At 65.5% G+C, this 14,742-nt stretch carries 14 protein-coding genes; 6 read left to right on the plus strand and 8 right to left on the minus strand.

Features of this window, described 5'->3' with window-relative positions; all coding sequences use genetic code 11:
• Positions 1-7: 7 nt before the first annotated feature.
• Positions 8-1,810 (minus strand): aminodeoxychorismate synthase component I, encoded by a 1,803-nt coding sequence (locus ACHMWQ_RS12800; protein ID WP_396307757.1) that lies wholly within the window; start codon positions 1,808-1,810, stop codon positions 8-10.
• Between the two features lie 103 nt (positions 1,811-1,913).
• Positions 1,914-2,735 carry an alpha/beta fold hydrolase gene (locus tag ACHMWQ_RS12805; RefSeq protein WP_396307758.1) on the minus strand — a complete coding sequence of 274 codons (822 nt, stop codon included), beginning with the start codon at positions 2,733-2,735 and terminating at the stop codon, positions 1,914-1,916.
• A gap of 192 nt (positions 2,736-2,927) precedes the next feature.
• Here ACHMWQ_RS12805 and ACHMWQ_RS12810 point away from each other — a divergent pair, with 192 nt between their 5' ends.
• The 5 genes from ACHMWQ_RS12810 to ACHMWQ_RS12830 all read left to right on the plus strand — a co-directional run bounded on the left by ACHMWQ_RS12810 (position 2,928) and on the right by ACHMWQ_RS12830 (position 7,645).
• The gene (locus ACHMWQ_RS12810) at positions 2,928-4,175 is read left to right on the plus strand and encodes an ABC transporter substrate-binding protein (protein ID WP_354548571.1); all 1,248 of its coding nucleotides are present in this window, start codon (positions 2,928-2,930) and stop codon (positions 4,173-4,175) included.
• A 3-nt stretch (positions 4,176-4,178) separates the two neighbouring features.
• Positions 4,179-4,916 (plus strand): ABC transporter ATP-binding protein, encoded by a 738-nt coding sequence (locus ACHMWQ_RS12815; protein WP_396307759.1) that lies wholly within the window; start codon positions 4,179-4,181, stop codon positions 4,914-4,916.
• A complete protein-coding gene (locus tag ACHMWQ_RS12820; RefSeq protein WP_396307760.1) occupies positions 4,913-5,632 on the plus strand; it encodes an ABC transporter ATP-binding protein in 720 nt (239 codons plus the stop codon). The genes ACHMWQ_RS12815 and ACHMWQ_RS12820 overlap by 4 nt, the downstream gene beginning before the upstream one ends.
• A gap of 112 nt (positions 5,633-5,744) precedes the next feature.
• The gene (locus tag ACHMWQ_RS12825; protein WP_354548574.1) at positions 5,745-6,623 is read left to right on the plus strand and encodes a branched-chain amino acid ABC transporter permease; all 879 of its coding nucleotides are present in this window, start codon (positions 5,745-5,747) and stop codon (positions 6,621-6,623) included.
• Positions 6,620-7,645 (plus strand): branched-chain amino acid ABC transporter permease, encoded by a 1,026-nt coding sequence (locus tag ACHMWQ_RS12830; RefSeq protein WP_396307761.1) that lies wholly within the window; start codon positions 6,620-6,622, stop codon positions 7,643-7,645. The genes ACHMWQ_RS12825 and ACHMWQ_RS12830 overlap by 4 nt, the downstream gene beginning before the upstream one ends.
• 114 nt (positions 7,646-7,759) lie before the next feature.
• Here ACHMWQ_RS12830 and ACHMWQ_RS12835 read toward each other — a convergent pair whose 3' ends face one another.
• The 6 genes from ACHMWQ_RS12835 to ACHMWQ_RS12860 form a co-directional block, all read right to left on the minus strand.
• Positions 7,760-9,076 carry a M20 family metallopeptidase gene (locus ACHMWQ_RS12835; RefSeq protein ID WP_396307762.1) on the minus strand — a complete coding sequence of 439 codons (1,317 nt, stop codon included), beginning with the start codon at positions 9,074-9,076 and terminating at the stop codon, positions 7,760-7,762.
• Between the two features lie 54 nt (positions 9,077-9,130).
• Complete coding sequence (locus tag ACHMWQ_RS12840; RefSeq protein ID WP_396307763.1) at positions 9,131-9,895, minus strand: N-formylglutamate amidohydrolase; 765 nt, start codon at positions 9,893-9,895, stop codon at positions 9,131-9,133.
• Between the two features lie 2 nt (positions 9,896-9,897).
• Positions 9,898-11,226 (minus strand): glutamine synthetase family protein, encoded by a 1,329-nt coding sequence (locus ACHMWQ_RS12845; RefSeq protein WP_396307764.1) that lies wholly within the window; start codon positions 11,224-11,226, stop codon positions 9,898-9,900.
• Complete coding sequence (locus ACHMWQ_RS12850) at positions 11,223-11,870, minus strand: cysteine hydrolase family protein (RefSeq protein WP_396307765.1); 648 nt, start codon at positions 11,868-11,870, stop codon at positions 11,223-11,225. Before ACHMWQ_RS12850 ends, ACHMWQ_RS12845 begins: the two co-directional genes overlap by 4 nt.
• Positions 11,867-12,817, minus strand: coding sequence for a MurR/RpiR family transcriptional regulator (locus ACHMWQ_RS12855; protein WP_396307766.1), 951 nt, complete (start codon positions 12,815-12,817; stop codon positions 11,867-11,869). The genes ACHMWQ_RS12850 and ACHMWQ_RS12855 overlap by 4 nt, the downstream gene beginning before the upstream one ends.
• A 114-nt stretch (positions 12,818-12,931) precedes the next feature.
• Positions 12,932-14,107 carry an AI-2E family transporter gene (locus tag ACHMWQ_RS12860; protein WP_396307767.1) on the minus strand — a complete coding sequence of 392 codons (1,176 nt, stop codon included), beginning with the start codon at positions 14,105-14,107 and terminating at the stop codon, positions 12,932-12,934.
• A 411-nt stretch (positions 14,108-14,518) separates the two neighbouring features.
• Between ACHMWQ_RS12860 and ACHMWQ_RS12865 the strand changes: the two genes are divergently transcribed.
• Positions 14,519-14,716 (plus strand): DUF2934 domain-containing protein, encoded by a 198-nt coding sequence (locus ACHMWQ_RS12865; RefSeq protein WP_354548588.1) that lies wholly within the window; start codon positions 14,519-14,521, stop codon positions 14,714-14,716.
• Positions 14,717-14,742 lie beyond the last annotated feature (26 nt).

The raw sequence follows: 14,742 nt of genomic DNA on the forward strand, positions 1-14,742 counted from the left end.
TGGAGATTTAGCTCAGGCGTGCCAGTCGCAACCCTCTCAGGCTGTTGCCGAGGAACCAGCGGGATGCGGTGGCGAGGTCTTTGGGGGTGATCTGCCGTTCGATCGCAGCCCCTGTTTCCAGCAGGTGCTGGCGCAGGATGCCGGGCAGGAGGCCGTCGGTGAGCGGCGGCGTCAGCAGCAGGCCGTCTCGCTCGACGAAGACATTGCTGCGGGTCGCTTCCGTCACGAAGCCGGCGCGATTGAGCAGGATCGCTTCGTCGGCGCCCTTGGCGGTCGCCTCGGCGAAGGCTGCATCGTAGAGCTGCCGGCGCGTCGTCTTGTGGCGCAGGAACGGGTCGGCGCTATCGGCACGCAGGCTGGCGAAGAGGGTGGTGACCGGGCGATCCGGCTCGGGCGCGAGCTCGGGCGCGATCAGGTCGAACGCGCCGCTTCGGCGCAGTTCGAGCCGGACGCGGCGCGCGCCTTCGACGGGAAGCGTTGCGGCGAGCGCGGCAAAACGGGCTTCGATTTCGGCGCGGTCGAAGTGGAAGCCGAGCGCCCCGGCCGATCTGGCGAGACGGGCCAGGTGGAGATCGAACCGCTCGAAACCAGTCTCCTGCGACCAGCGCAGCGTTTCGATCAGGCCGTAATCCTCGGCGAGATCGGTCAGGACGCGCGCCTTGAGCAGGCATTCGGCGTATTCGGCCGAGGCTTCCGAATCCGTGACAATGCCGCTGCCGACATCGTAGCGCCCCGTGCCATCGGCCAGCAGCGTCGCCGTGCGGATGGCCACGTTGAGGCGCAGGTCGCCATTGGGCGCCAGGGCGCCGATCGAGCCGGTATAGACCTCGCGCGGCGCGTCCTCCAGCTCCCTAATGATCTGCATGGCGCGCAGTTTCGGCGCGCCGGTGATCGAACCGCAGGGAAAGACGGCCGGGATCCAATCCCGGAGTGACGTGCCGGGCAGCAGGCGGGACGTCACCGTGGATGCCATGGCGTGGAAGGTCGGATAGGTCTCGACGTTGAAGAGGTTGGAAACCTCGACGGACCCGACCTCGCTGATCCGGCTGAGATCGTTGCGCAGCAGGTCCACGATCATGAGGTTCTCGGCGCGCTGCTTCGGATCGGCGCTGAGCTCCGCCTTCGCCCGTTCGTCCGCCTCAATCGTGTCTTGGCGTGGCACCGTGCCCTTCATCGGCCGGGTGGTGGCGCGGCCGTTGTCGATATCGAGGAAGAGCTCCGGCGATACCGACAGGATCGTCGCCCCGTCGAAACGGACGAGGCCGCCATGCGAGACGGGCTGGCTCGCGCGCAGCGCCGCATAGAGCGCCAGCGGGTCGCCGCTGTAGCGGAAGTCGATCGGGAAGGTGAGATTGACCTGGTAGGCGTCCCCCTCGCGCAGATAGTCGAGGATGCGAGCGATCCGCGCCGCATGTCCTTCAGCGTCCAGCCTGGGCCGCGCATCGCCAAGCGGCGGGGACGGGGCGAGGGCGCCGAAGAAGGCGTCCAGTTCCGAGGATGGAGTGCGGGTCGGTTCGCGGAACAGGCCGAACCAGAGCAGTGGCAGCGTGCGCCCGGCTGGCATCGAGGCGACCAGACGCTCCTGCAGCGCGTAGCCGAGCTCGTAGCTGAGGAATCCCGCGGCATGTAGCCCCTGCGCCAGTCCGGCCTCGATCCGCTGGAGAGAGGCCTCGACATCCGCCGCTTCCTCGCAGCGGATGATCTCGACTGGATCGGCATAGAGCATTGCCGTCGCCGGAGTGGCGAGGCGGTCTTCCAGCAGGACGAAGGGCTGCTGTGCCGTCAGCAGGTCGGAAAGGGCGGGCGGCATGTCGGGCGCGGTTCCTGAACGAATGCGAGAGCCGGAATCGGCAGGCGCTCATCCATAGCCGGAGCCGCGCCGCTTGGCGACGCCGCCCGCCGTGACCTCGCGATCAGGCGCGGTCGTCGACGCTTTCGAGGAAGCGCGCGAAGATCGGGTCGAAGCGGTCTGGGGCATCCCAGAAAGGCGCGTGGCCGGAATTGTCCAACTCGTGCGCCTTGCCTTCCCAGAGATTGGAATAGGTCACGTTGGCGACGAACTCCGTGTTGACGAAGGGTTCGTCGAGCCCGTTCAGGACGGCGATCGGCGGCGTCGGGCCGCCGACGATGGCGCTCTGGTCGCGGCCGGTTCCCGCCGCGAAGCTCTCGAACATCAGCCGGCGGGCGCGGCCATCGGTGCGGGCGACCGTGTCGAGCAGGAAGGATTCGAACGGCTCGCCGCAGGTGCTGCGCGCATAGGCTTCGACGTCGGCGTCGCTGAAGTCCTCCTTGCCGGCGAGACCCATGTGCTCGCTCGGCTTGAAGCCGAGACCGACCTCGGCCGCCGAGACCGGAGGCGTGCCGGTGATCATGAGGCCAAGCAGGCCGGGATAGCGGTCGATCATTTCCAGGCCGATATGGCCGCCGAGCGACCAGCCGAAGACGATCGCCTTCTCGATGCCGAGCAGGCCGAGAAACTCGGTCATCGCGTCGGCATAGCCTTCCATCGAATAGGAGCGCTTCGGATCGATCGCGTCGGACGAGGCGCCATGGCCGGGCAGGTCGGGCGCGATAATGCGATAGCGCTCGCCCAGCGGCCCGTTCATCTGGTTGCGGAAGACGGCGCCGGACGACGAATTGCCATGGATGAGAAGCACGGCGGTGCCGGTTCCGGAGGTCTCGCGATAGGCGATGTCGCCATGGCTGGTCTGGATCGTGCTGGTGGTTATCGTCATCCGGGTCTCCGCAAAGAATCTGCCGGTTTCAGCGGCATCTGCACAAGGGCGCGGCATGAAGATTTCGCTTGTGGCACCAGCGTCTTCAGGCAGCTCAAGACTGTGAAACTATCTTTTCAAAAGAAGCCGCATATGCGTAGATTGTCAATTATCGCACGCAAGTGCACAGGTCGAATAAGAGGGGTCGCGACCATGGTTTCCCATTCCAAGACAAGCCGCCTGCGAAAGGTCATTCTGGGTACGGCGATGGCGACGATCTTCGCAAGCGCGCCGGCCTTCGCCGACGTCGTCAAGCTCGGCCTGCTCGCGCCGCTGACCGGTCCCGCCGCGGCGGATGGTCAGGAATACCAGCGCGGCGCGCAGATGGCGATCGACGAGGTCAACGCAGCCGGCGGTATCAACGGTCATACGTTCGAACTCGCGATCGGCGACGTGAAGGACCAGTCGGCCAGCAACGTCACCAGCGCCGTCGAGCGCCTGCTGGGCGATCCCGACGTTCACTTCATGATGACCGGCTACGCCAGTCTCTCGAATTTCGAGATCGACAACATGGCCGAAGCCGAGATGCCCTACATGCTGGCGGCCACGTCGCAGCAGACCAAGGACATCATCGCGCCGGCGCCGGACAAGTATGGCTGCTGCTGGTCGCTGACGCCCTCCTTCGACGCCTACAACACAGATGTGACCTCGTTCGCCGAGAAGCTGGCGGCCGATGGCAAGATCTCGCTGCCGACCAAGAAGGTCGCGATCATCTCGTCCGACAACGCCTATTCGAAGACGATCTCGGAAGGCATGAAGAAGACCTTTACCGAGAAGGGCTGGACGATCACGGTCGACGAGATCGTGCCGTTCGGCGAAGTGACCGACTGGCGCTCGATCCTCGCCAAGGTCCGCGAGAATGTCCCGGACCTGATCATCAATACCGATTACCTGCCCGGCAACTCGGCCTCGTTCCTGAACCAGTTCCTGGAGCAGCCGACCAAGAGCCTGGTCTTCCTGCAGTATGCGCCGAGCGTGCCGGAGTTCGTCCAGCTGACCGGCAAGAACTCCAACGGCGTGATCTACAACCTGCTGGGCGGCGCGCTGACGACGCCGAAGAACCCGCGCGCCGCAGAGGTCGCCGGCAAGTTCAAGGCCAAGTTCGGCGTCGAGAGCGGCACCTATGGCGTCGGTCTCTACGAGATTGCCAATGTCTATTTCGACGCGCTGAAGAAGGTTGGCGATCCGTCCGATCACGCCGGCATAATGAAGGCGCTGGGCGAGACCGACAAGCAGACCGCGCAGGGCCGCCTGAAGTTCGATCCAGCCACCCATCTGGCGATGCAGGGCGACGACTATATCCCGATCACCTTCTTCCAGATCTGGGATGGCGAGCGCACCCTGATTTCGCCCGCTGCCTACGCAACCGGCGAATTCAAGATCCAGCCCTGGATGAAGTAGGATATGGCTCTTCTAGAGCTGGATGGCGTGTCGAAGGCTTTCGGGTCGCTGAAAGCCGTCGACGGCGTCTCTTTCCAGTTGCAGGCCGGCGAGATCTTCGGGGTCGCCGGCCCAAATGGCAGCGGCAAGAGCACGCTGTTCAATGTCATCACCGGCATACCGTTCGGCCCCGACAAGGGCCGGATACGGTTTGACGGTACGGATATCCATAGGAAGTCCGGCAACGACATCGCCCGGCTCGGCCTGGCGCGGACGTTCCAGCGCGAGACGAGCTTCGACGGTCTGACCGTGTTCGAGAACGCCGTCATCGGCGCCGGATATGGCGGCCCGGCTCGCAAGTCGGTGGCTGTGCGCGAGGCGGCGGCCGAGGCGCTCGAATTCGTCGGTCTGGGCCCTGTGCAGTTCGGCCGGCTGGCGGGCGAGCTTTCCGTGTTCGATCGCAAATGCCTGATGCTTGCCACCGCGATCGCGATGGAGCCGCGCATGCTGCTTCTCGACGAGCCGGCCTCGAGCCTGACCAAGCCGGAGATCGAGACCTCGATCGGCCTGATCCGGCGCATTGCCGGGCGCGGCATCACCATCGTCCTGATCGAGCACGTGCTGACCTTCCTTATGAGCCTCTCGCAGCATCTCCTTGTTCTGAATCAGGGAACCGTTCTGGCGGCGGGCGATCCGAAGACGGTCATCTCCGATCCTCGCGTGGTCGAAGCCTATCTGGGTACCCGGAGGCCCGACGCGTGAGCAATCCCATCCTTTCCATCGAAGGCGTCACCGCCGGCTATGGCCGCGTCACGGTGCTGCGCGACATCACGCTGGAAGCCGGCCGGTTCGGCAATGTCGGTCTCTTCGGACCGAACGGTCACGGCAAGACGACGCTGCTGCGGGTCGTGTCGGGCCTGCTGAAGCCGCAATCCGGCCGCGTCGTCTTTGACGGCGTCGACATTGCCGGCGGGAGCGCCCGCAGCATCGTCGCCCGCGGTTTAATCCATGTGCCGCAGGGCAACCGGCTGTTTCCGGACCTCTCGATCGGCGATTGTATGGCGCTCGGCGCTTTCTCGCCACATGCCCGTCCGCATGAGGAAGAGAACCGCGAGAAGGTCGTGAAGCTCTTCCCCAAGCTCGCCGAACGCTGGCGCCAGAAGGTGCGCACGCTTTCGGGCGGCGAACGGCAGATGGTGTCGATCGGCACCGCGTTGATGAGCCATCCGCGCCTGCTGATCCTCGACGAGCCGACCCTCGGCCTCGCCCCGAAGATCAAGGACGAGCTCTGTGCCTCTGTGCTGGAGATCTCGCGCGGCGGCGTGCCGCTCATCGTCGTGGAGCAGGACATCGAGTTCCTTCTGGAGCTCAGCCAGCAGCTCTACCTGATCGACCACGGCGCGGTATCGACCGAGATCAAGCCGGGCGAGAAGAGCCTCGGTCATGAAGAGATCATGTCGATGTATTTCGGCCATTGAGGGCACCGATGCAGATCGTAAGCGCATCGCGTGACATTCGCTTTCCTCGCTCCCCGGTGATGCCACCGGCGCGGCAGATCCCGGCCTTGGTGCCGAAAGAAGGGGCCCCGGCATGAGCAGCGCATTCGCCGATATCGCCTTTGGCGGCCTGTTCCAGGGTTCGCTCTACGCCATGATGGCGGTGGGACTGGCGCTGGTGTGGACCACCATCGGCGTGTTCAATTTCAGCCATGGCGTGCTGATGATGCTGGGCGCCTATGTCGCCTGGCAGCTGATCGAGATCGGCCTGCCGGCCTGGGCGGCGTTTCCGCTGGCGATCGTCGTCCTGGGCGGCGTCGGCTGGCTTCTGCAGGCCAGCGTGGTGCGCCCGCTGATCGGCCGGCCGAATATCGTGCTGGTCGTCGTCATCACGACGCTGGCCGCGGGCTCCCTGATCGAGAACGGCGCGCTGACCTTCTGGGGGCCGCGCTCCAAGCAGTTGCCGAGCCTGATCTCCGGCAACGCGACCATTGGCGGCGTCGGCGTCTCGCTGCACCAGATCGCCATCATCGTCATCACGCCGATCATCCTCGGCGCGCTCTGGCTGTTCCTGAACCGCACCCGGCTTGGCCTCGCCATGCGCGCGGTGGCGCAGAACGAGGATGCGAGCCATCTGGTCGGCCTCAACGTGACCGCGCTCTACGGTCTCGCCTTCGGCATTGCCGCGTCACTGGCCGGCCTCGCCGGCATCTTCATCGGCGGCTATCGCTTCATGTCGCCGGTGATGGGCAGCGATCCCTTGCTCAAGGCGCTGATCGTCGTCGTGTTCGGAGGCATCTCCAGCGTTTCGGGGCCGATCTTCGCCGCCTATCTGATCGGCTTCTTCGAGGCCGCCTGTAACTATTATTTCGGGCTCTACTGGACGCCCACGCTGCTGTTCGCCGTGCTCATCCTGATCCTGATGGTGCGCCCCGAAGGCATCTTCGCCAGCCGTTCCCGAGGACTCGCATGACCGACGCCGTCGCCCCCGCCATTCCGACCCGCGCCGTTCCTGTCTCCCCCGGCCGTACGCCGTGGAAGCATGAGGCCATCGGCTTCGCCATCGCCCTTCTGGTGCTGGCGCTGCTGCCGCTCGTCATCGGAGACACCTACAGCCGGCATGTGCTGATCATGGTGTTCATCTACGCCGTGGTCGCCTCCAACTGGGATCTGAGCCTCGGCTATGGCGGCGTGTTCAATTTCGGCCATCTGGCGTTGTTCGGAATCGGCGTCTACGCCTACAGCCTGCTAACCAAGCTGGTCGGCCTCGATCCGTGGCTGGCGCTGTTCGCCGGCGGCGTGATCGCAACCGTCGCCGCCGTGCTGGTGACCATTCCGATCCTGCGGCTGAAGGGCATCTACATCATCCTGGTGACGTTCGGCTTCGCGCAACTGGTAATGCAGATCGTCATCAGCCAGTCCGCGATCACCGGTGGCACGCAGGGCCTGGTGCGCGTGCCGGGGCTCTACTGGTTCGACCACAACATGATCCGCGACGGCAAGTTCGCCTATTTCTACATCGCGCTCGGCCTGCTGGTCGCCAGCACGGTCTTCCTGCGCGTCTTCGTCCGCTCGCGGCTGGGAGCGGGCGTCGTGGCGCTGCGGGACAATGAGGAATATGCGATCAGCCGGGGCATGTCGCTGGTCCGCCAGCGCATGATCACGCTCGCCGCCAGCGCCTTCTTCACCGGCATGGCGGGCGCCTTCTACGCCGCCTACCAGCGCAATGCCTCGGTCGACGTGTTCGGCATGAGCCTCGCCACGATCATCCTGTCGATGGTGCTGCTCGGCGGCGCGAGCACGATCTATGGCGCGATCATCGCGTCCTTCGTGCTGACGGTGTTTGGCGAGGCGATGGCCGATTTCGGCGCCTGGCGGCCAATGATCACGGCTTTGCTGATCATCGTCGTGATGCTCGTCTATCCGAGCGGTCTCGTCGGCATGATCCGCGCCGGCTGGGGCGCCATCGCCGCGCGCATGAAGCGCACGGCCTGATCTGGTTATGTGTGCGGCGCGAGAGCCACGCCTCGTTTCGACGAGCCGTGGCTCTCATTCATCGCTTTTCCGCGTTTTCCTCACGCGAACCGGGTTCCACTTCGCTCGAAAACGCTATCGGACGCCGCACCAGTCGATCACCGCCGCGGCGATGACCTTGGTGGCCTCGACCAGCGACTCGATCTCGACATACTCGTCGGCCCCGTGCAGGCCGTCGCCGGTGGGTCCGAAGATGACGCCATCGACGCCCGCGCCGGCATAGTGCGCCGCGTCGCACACGGCGACGAAGCCCTGAACCTTGGTGGGGCTACCCAACTGGTTGCGGCGTGCTACCAGAGACTTAACAAGCGGATGCTCGACCGACGTGTTCATCGGCGGGAAATGCAGGCCGCCCAGTTCCCATTCGATCACCGGGGGATGCTCGCGCAGCCAGGCATCCTGCTGCGCGAAGTGATGCACGAAGGCTTCGAAATCGCGGCGATAGTCGGCCGAGGTCTCGTCCGGCAGGAACTTCATGTCGAGGTCGAGCACGGCGACATCCGGGATGATCGCCGGATTGCTCATCACCGTCGGCAGGCCGTTGGCGCCGAGCCCCGTGCCGCCATGCATGACGCCGATATTGATTGTGTTCATGCCGACCGGCAGCAGCGGATGCGACTTGGCGCGGGTCCGGTCCAGTTCGTACTGGCGAACGGCGGTGATGAAGCGTGCGGCGAGTTCAATGGCATTGACGCCATGCACCATCGCGCCCGGCTCATGCCGCTGCGGGTAGATCTCGTTGAAGCGGAAGGCCGAATGCGCGTTGCGGCCGCGGATGGTGACGCGCGCCCATTCCAGCCCGCCCTCGACCGGCAGCACGTCGCCCCAGGTCGGCTCGGCGACGATCAGGCCCTTGGCGAGCTTGCCCTTGGCAACCGCATCCATGGCGCCGAAGCCGCCCGATTCCTCGTCGACCACGGCGTGGATGGCAAGGCGACCTTCCAGCGTGATGCCGGCCTTGCGGATGGCGCGGGCCGCGGCGATGCAAGCAGCGAGGCCGCTCTTCATGTCGATGGCGCCACGGCCATAGAGCTTGCCATCGGAGATCGCGCCGCCGAACGGGTCGACGGTCCAGTCCTTCTCGTCGCCGACCGGCACGACGTCGATATGGCCGCAGAGAATGAGGCTGCGTTCTTCAGTACCAGGCTTCTCTGCGACGAGGTTGGGCCGGCCGGGCAGGGCGTCCCACTGCTCGGTCGCGAAACCCTCGGCGGTCAGCACGTGATCGAGGTGTGCCTGGACATCGGCCTCGCGGTTGATGGCGGGGTCGAGGTGAAACTTCGGATTGACCGAGGGAATGCGGACGATGTCCTGCGTCAGGCCGATGACCCAATCGCGATCCGCCTCGATTTCCGCCTGTACCGCGGCAATGGCGGCTTCCTTATCCAGCATGGTTCGTGCCCTTTCCCTGACATTCATCGGCGGCGTGCCCCCTCGGCGTGCCGCTCATTGCGTTGAAACGTCCTGCAGGACCCGCGTCATGCGTCGGGTCCAGTCCGCGATCCCGGCCGCGTCCGAGATGAGGTCGTTGCGGATCTCGACCAGGATGGCGGGATTGCCGCGATCGGTGCCGAAGACGGGGATCGCGTAGTCCTCGTCGCGGTCGATGACGTAGGGGACATTGGCGCCGACCACCAGGGCCGGGTCCTGCGCCAGCGCCGCCATGGTCGCCTCGGCGAAATCGGCCGATTGATCGAACAGGATGCCGACATGCCAGGGCCGCGCGACCCCGAGATAGACCGGCGTGAAGCTGTGAATGGCGACGATCCGCGTCGGCAGGCCCGCAGCGTCGCGCGCGTCGAGCCGGGCCGTGATCCGGTCGTGGAACGGATCGAACACCCGCTCGCGACGCCGCTGGAACTCGGCCTCGGTCAGATCGACATTGCCGGGGATCGAGGTGGCCTCCGACCGCACCGGCATACTGGACAGGCAGCCGAAGGGGCGGTTCAGATCGACCAGGAGCCGCGAATAGGTGCCCAGGAATGCGGGCGCGCCCAGTGTCTCGGCAAGCCCCCGCGTCACGGCGGCGGCGCCGACATCCCAGGCGATATGCCGCTCCAGATCGGCCTCGGTGACGCCGAGGCGGTCATATTCTGCCGGGATGTGGTTGGCGGCGTGCTCGCAGATCAGCACGATCTCGCAGTCGCTGTCCTCGTTGAGGACCTCGATCGGCTCCGGCCAGTCGGCCGACGAAGCGGATTGGGTGTCCACGCTCAGTACCGCGCTCCGAATGCGGCGCAGACCGCTTCGCGCGACAGGCCCTCCATCAGGCCGATCTCCGCCTGCTTCATGACGAGGATGCTCTGCAGCAGCTTCGGTGGCAGCCAGCTCGACAGCAGCGGGTCCGCCTTCAACGCCTCCAGCGCTTCGGGCAACGTCTCCGGCAAGCGGTGCAAGCCGTTGGACTGACGTTCGCTTTCGCTCATCAGTGTCGGGTCGCCATTGACGATCGGCGGCGTCGGCAAGGCCTCGCGAAGGCCCGCGAGACCGGCCCAGACGATGGCCGCCATGGCGAGATATGGATTGGCCGTGGCGTCGGCGGCGCGATATTCGACGTTGAACTGGCCCGAGGGATCGCGCCCACCCTTCGTCACGACCGGGCAGATGCGCAGCGTCGCCTCGCGATCGCGGTCGCCCAGCCAGGTGAAGGACGAACTCCAGTTGTGCGGCGCCAGCCGGTAGTAGGACGGCACGCTGGGCGCGGTCAGCGCGGTCAGCCCCCGCAGGTGGCGAACGATGCCGGCGCAAAAGCTTCCAGCCTCCGTCGAGAGGCCGCCGGGATTGGCCGCGTCGTAGGTCGCAGGCTTGCCCGTAGCGTCGACGAGGCTGAAGTGGATATGGACGCCGTTGCCGACCTCGTTCGGCGCGGGCTTCGGCGCGAAGCTGGCGCGGCTGCCCAGGCATCGCGCGATCTCGCGCGTGATCTCGCGGATCGCGACGGCGCGGTCGGCGGCGGTCAACGGGTCGGTCGGCGCATGCGTCACCTCGAACTGGTCTGCGCCATATTCGGCCAGCACCATTTCAGGTTCGACGCCGGCTTCCTCCAGCGCAGCGACGAGGCGCGGCACGAACGGGTCGGCGGCGCGCAGCGCCTCGAACGAGAAGGCGTGCAGCGGCGCCGTTTCCCTTACCTCGGCCGGCTGGAGCTTGAACTCCTGCTCGAAGGTAGCCTTCAGCGTGAAGCCGGTCTCGGCCTTCAGCGTCGCCAGGGCGTCGCGCAGCAGCGTCCGGGTGCAGGCGCTCCAGGCCGAACCGTCGAGTTCGATGATGTCGCCCATCACCATGTCGAACGGAGTTTCGGCACCCGTCGCCGTGGTGCGATAGCGGGCTGCCAGATCCGGCAGGATGCGCAGATCGCCGGAGGAGCCCCAGGGGTTCGGATCGGCGATCGTGTTGAAGGCGGTCAGGCAGACATTCGCGGGAACCCAGCCTACGCCGGTCTCGGCTGTCTTATCGAGCCGTGCGGCCGTGACGGGGCGACCGCGCGTGACGGCGGCGAGATCGGTGGTGACGACGCTGACGAGCGAAGGAAACTCGCTCACTTGGCGCCGCCCAGCGCTTCGAAGCGGGCCGCGACGGTGGCGGTGTCGGAAACCCAGCAATAGCCGCCGAAGGCCTTCAGCGCATTGGCATGGCGTTCCGGCGTCGGGGCCGCGCAGGCATCGGAGACGCAGGTGACGAGGAACCCGCGATCTGCGCCGTCGCGAACCGTCATGTCCACGCACTGGTCGGTGAGAATGCCGGCGACGACCAGATGGCGGATGCCGAGATTGCGCAGCAGATAGTCGATATTGGTCGAGTTGAAGATGCCCGACGAGGTCTTCGGGATCAGGATCTCGTCGCCGATGGGGGCTACCTCGGGCGCGGGCAGGCCGGCGGGGGAACTCGGCGGGATGTGGATCGGCGTCAGCTTGTGGTCGAGCGAGCGATCGCGTCCGTCCTCGGTAAGGCTCTGGATGATGGTGTGCAGCACCTCGACGCCCGAGGCCCGCGCCGTCGCCAGCAGGCGCTGCTGGTTCGGGATCACCGTCTCGCGCGTCTGGCGATAGAAATAATGGTCGGGCCCCCAATCCGCATGGTCGGGATCCAGGCCCGGCTCCAGCCAGATGCGCTGCATGTCGACGAGGAGAAGAGCGGTCTCGTTGCGCCGGAAGGGCTCGTCGCGGCGCGGCAGGGGCGAAGTCATGGCGTGGATTTCTTTCTGGCTTTGGCGGATCTGGGTTTGGCCGAATTGGGTGCTGCGCTGTCGCTGGCAGCGGCAGGGTCCGGCGTCTCGGGAATGTCGAGCGTGACGGCGTTGGCCCGGCGGATCGCCTCGATTTCCTCGATGCGTCGACGGGCGGGCTGGCCGCGGCTTTCGAGGGCGTGGGCGCATATCGCCTCGACCTGGGCGACGGCTGTCGTCAGCGTGTCGAAGGGCGAAAGGGCGTCCGTGGTCGCGACCATGGTGAGGGTGGCAATATCGGCGATCGGCGAATGCGACGGGTCGGTGAACAGGAGGATTTCGACACCGTGCCGGTGGGCCTGCTGCGCGAAATCGACGACGTCGGACTGATAGCGGCGGTAGTCGAACACGACGAGCAGATCGCGCTTGCCCATGTCGATCAGCAGGTCGAAATCCGCCGGCGTCAACGCGCCGAGATCCCGAATGCCGGGCCGCAACTGGATCAGGTGAGCGGCCAGCATCGAGGCGACGTGGCGGCTGAAGCGCCCGCCCAGCAGATAGACCTGACCCTTGCACTCCAGCAGCATCTGGACGGCGCGCACATAGGATTGCGACGGTACGGCAGTCTTGGTGCGCTCGAGACTATCGGCGATGGAATGGAAATAGGCGAGGGCGGGAGCCACCTCGCCCGAGGGCGGCGGCCGCTTCACTTCGAGCATGAGCAGCGGAGACAGGAGCCGGGCCTCGACTTCGGCCAAGAGCTTCGACTGGAACTCGGCAAAGCCGCTATAGCCGAGCTTGATCATCAGGCGGGTGACGGTCGGATCGCTAACGCCGGCGCGGCTGGCCAGGCGCGTGGCGGTGCCCAATCCCGACATCGGATAATCATCCAGAAGTGCCTGGACGATCTTCGATTCCGCCGAGGTGAGGACCAGGCTCGTATTGGCGAGATCTTCGCGGATCGACATCGCTCCACCCCTGCTCGACGACTGATAAATGTCTTACAAAGTTTCAGATTGATGTCAATTTTGGAGGCGAAGTTACAGACGTGAGGTTGGGGCGCCTCCGGCGCCCTGCGACGCCTAGAGCGGCTCGACGGGCGTCTGGATCTCCGACCGCATTTCGGCCTGGGCAATCTTCACCGATGGTTGCGGCGGGTCGATCGCCTCGATATCCCGCACCCATTCGCGCCAGATCGCCACCAGCAGCGCCATCAGCACCGGGCCAATGAAAAGGCCCAGGAAGCCCAGCGTCTTGACGCCGCCGACCAGGCCGAAAATCGTCGGCAGGAACGGCAGCTTGATCGGACCGCCGACCAGCTTGGGGCGCAGCGTCTTGTCGACGATGAACAGTTCCACCGTTCCCCAGACGAACAGGCTGATGCCGGCGACGATCGATCCGCTCGCCGCGAGATAGATCGACACAAGCGTCATCGCCAGCGGCGCACCGCCGGGGATGAGGGCCATCATGCCGGTGATGACGCCAAGCGTGATCGGCGAGGGGGCGCCGGCGATCCAGTAGGCGAAACCGAGCACGATGCCCTCGCCGATCGCGATCAGGGTCATGCCGGTGACGGTGGCGCTGATCGTCGCCGGGACGACACGGGAGATTCGCTCCCAGCGCATGGGAATGATCCGCTCGCCGATCAGGTCGATCTTGGCGACGAACAGCTCGCCGTCGCGAAAGACGAAGAACAGCGTGATCAGCATGAAGATGAGGGTGAGCAGCAGGCCGAACAGGCCGCCGCCGGCCGCCAGAACCGCGCGATAGATGTTGCCGATATTGGCGCCGCTGATCGCATAGATCATTTCGCCAATGGCGCCGGGGCGGCCGACATATTCGGCCCATCGGACGGAGAGCCACTCGCCGATGCCAGGGATGTTGGCCATCCAGGCCGGCACGTCGGATCCGAAGCGGTTGGTCTGGATCGCCCAGGCCGAAAGGCCGCGAACCTCGTCGATGGCATACCAGGCCGCGATGGCGATCGGGACGATCAGGAACAGGGTGAAGAGGGCCAGCGCGACCGTGGCGGCTACCGTCCGGTTACCACCCGTAAAATCGACGATGCGCCGATAGATCGGCCAGCCGGCAAAGGCGATGACCAAGGCGGCCAGGACCGGAACGACAAAGCTGTGAAAGAAATAGATTCCTGCAATGCCGATGAGAATCACAAGCCAGCGGGCTGCCGAAAGCGGGGCAATCAGGCCGGATCGGGACGATCCTGCAGCGCCGAGTAGACGCGGCTCGCGCGTCGGCAAGGGTGGTTCCGCAGGGATTCTCACGTCTGCCAAGTCAAGTTCTCCAATGGGTTAGCACACATGACACGGAATGCCGGAGGGGCTTGATCCTGCCGAATGCGGAAACCACGGTCAGTGTGGCGGATGCGGCTGCCCATGCCAACGCATACCGCCCTGCATTTTTAGGGCTTTCCGTGCCGGAAGTGGAATGGCCCATCGTCGCAGCGCCCGTGCCTGGCGAAACGTCGGCCCGAGCGTGCTCTGTCGTCAGAGTGGAAACCCTTATTCGCAGTCTAGAGCCGGCATTTGAACGGATTGCGACGAACGGACGGGAAGGGGCAGCCTCGCCGCCCCATGTAAAGAGGGCGGAACCCCGTATCGCTCGATGTGTTGAATGCGGGAACGTCCCGCCCGCCCAGAAGGAGAACAAGAATGACCCAGCTCACCGAGCAGCAGATTGCGGACGAAGCCCACCGGTTGTGGCTTGCCGAGGGAAGCCCCGAGGGCCGCGCCGCCAGTCACTGGCAGCAGGCGATCGAAAATCTGAAAGCTGCGTCACAGGCTCCCAAGAGCCAGAGCGAGGTCGCCGGCGAAAACATGCCGCCGGAGAAGATCGCCTCCGAGCTCTAAACCGGCCTGCGACCGGCTGGAAGTTT

It is taken from the genome of Kaistia sp. UC242_56 (genome assembly GCF_044452255.1).
In the GTDB taxonomy this organism is placed as follows: Bacteria; Pseudomonadota; Alphaproteobacteria; order Rhizobiales; family Kaistiaceae; genus Kaistia; species Kaistia defluvii_A.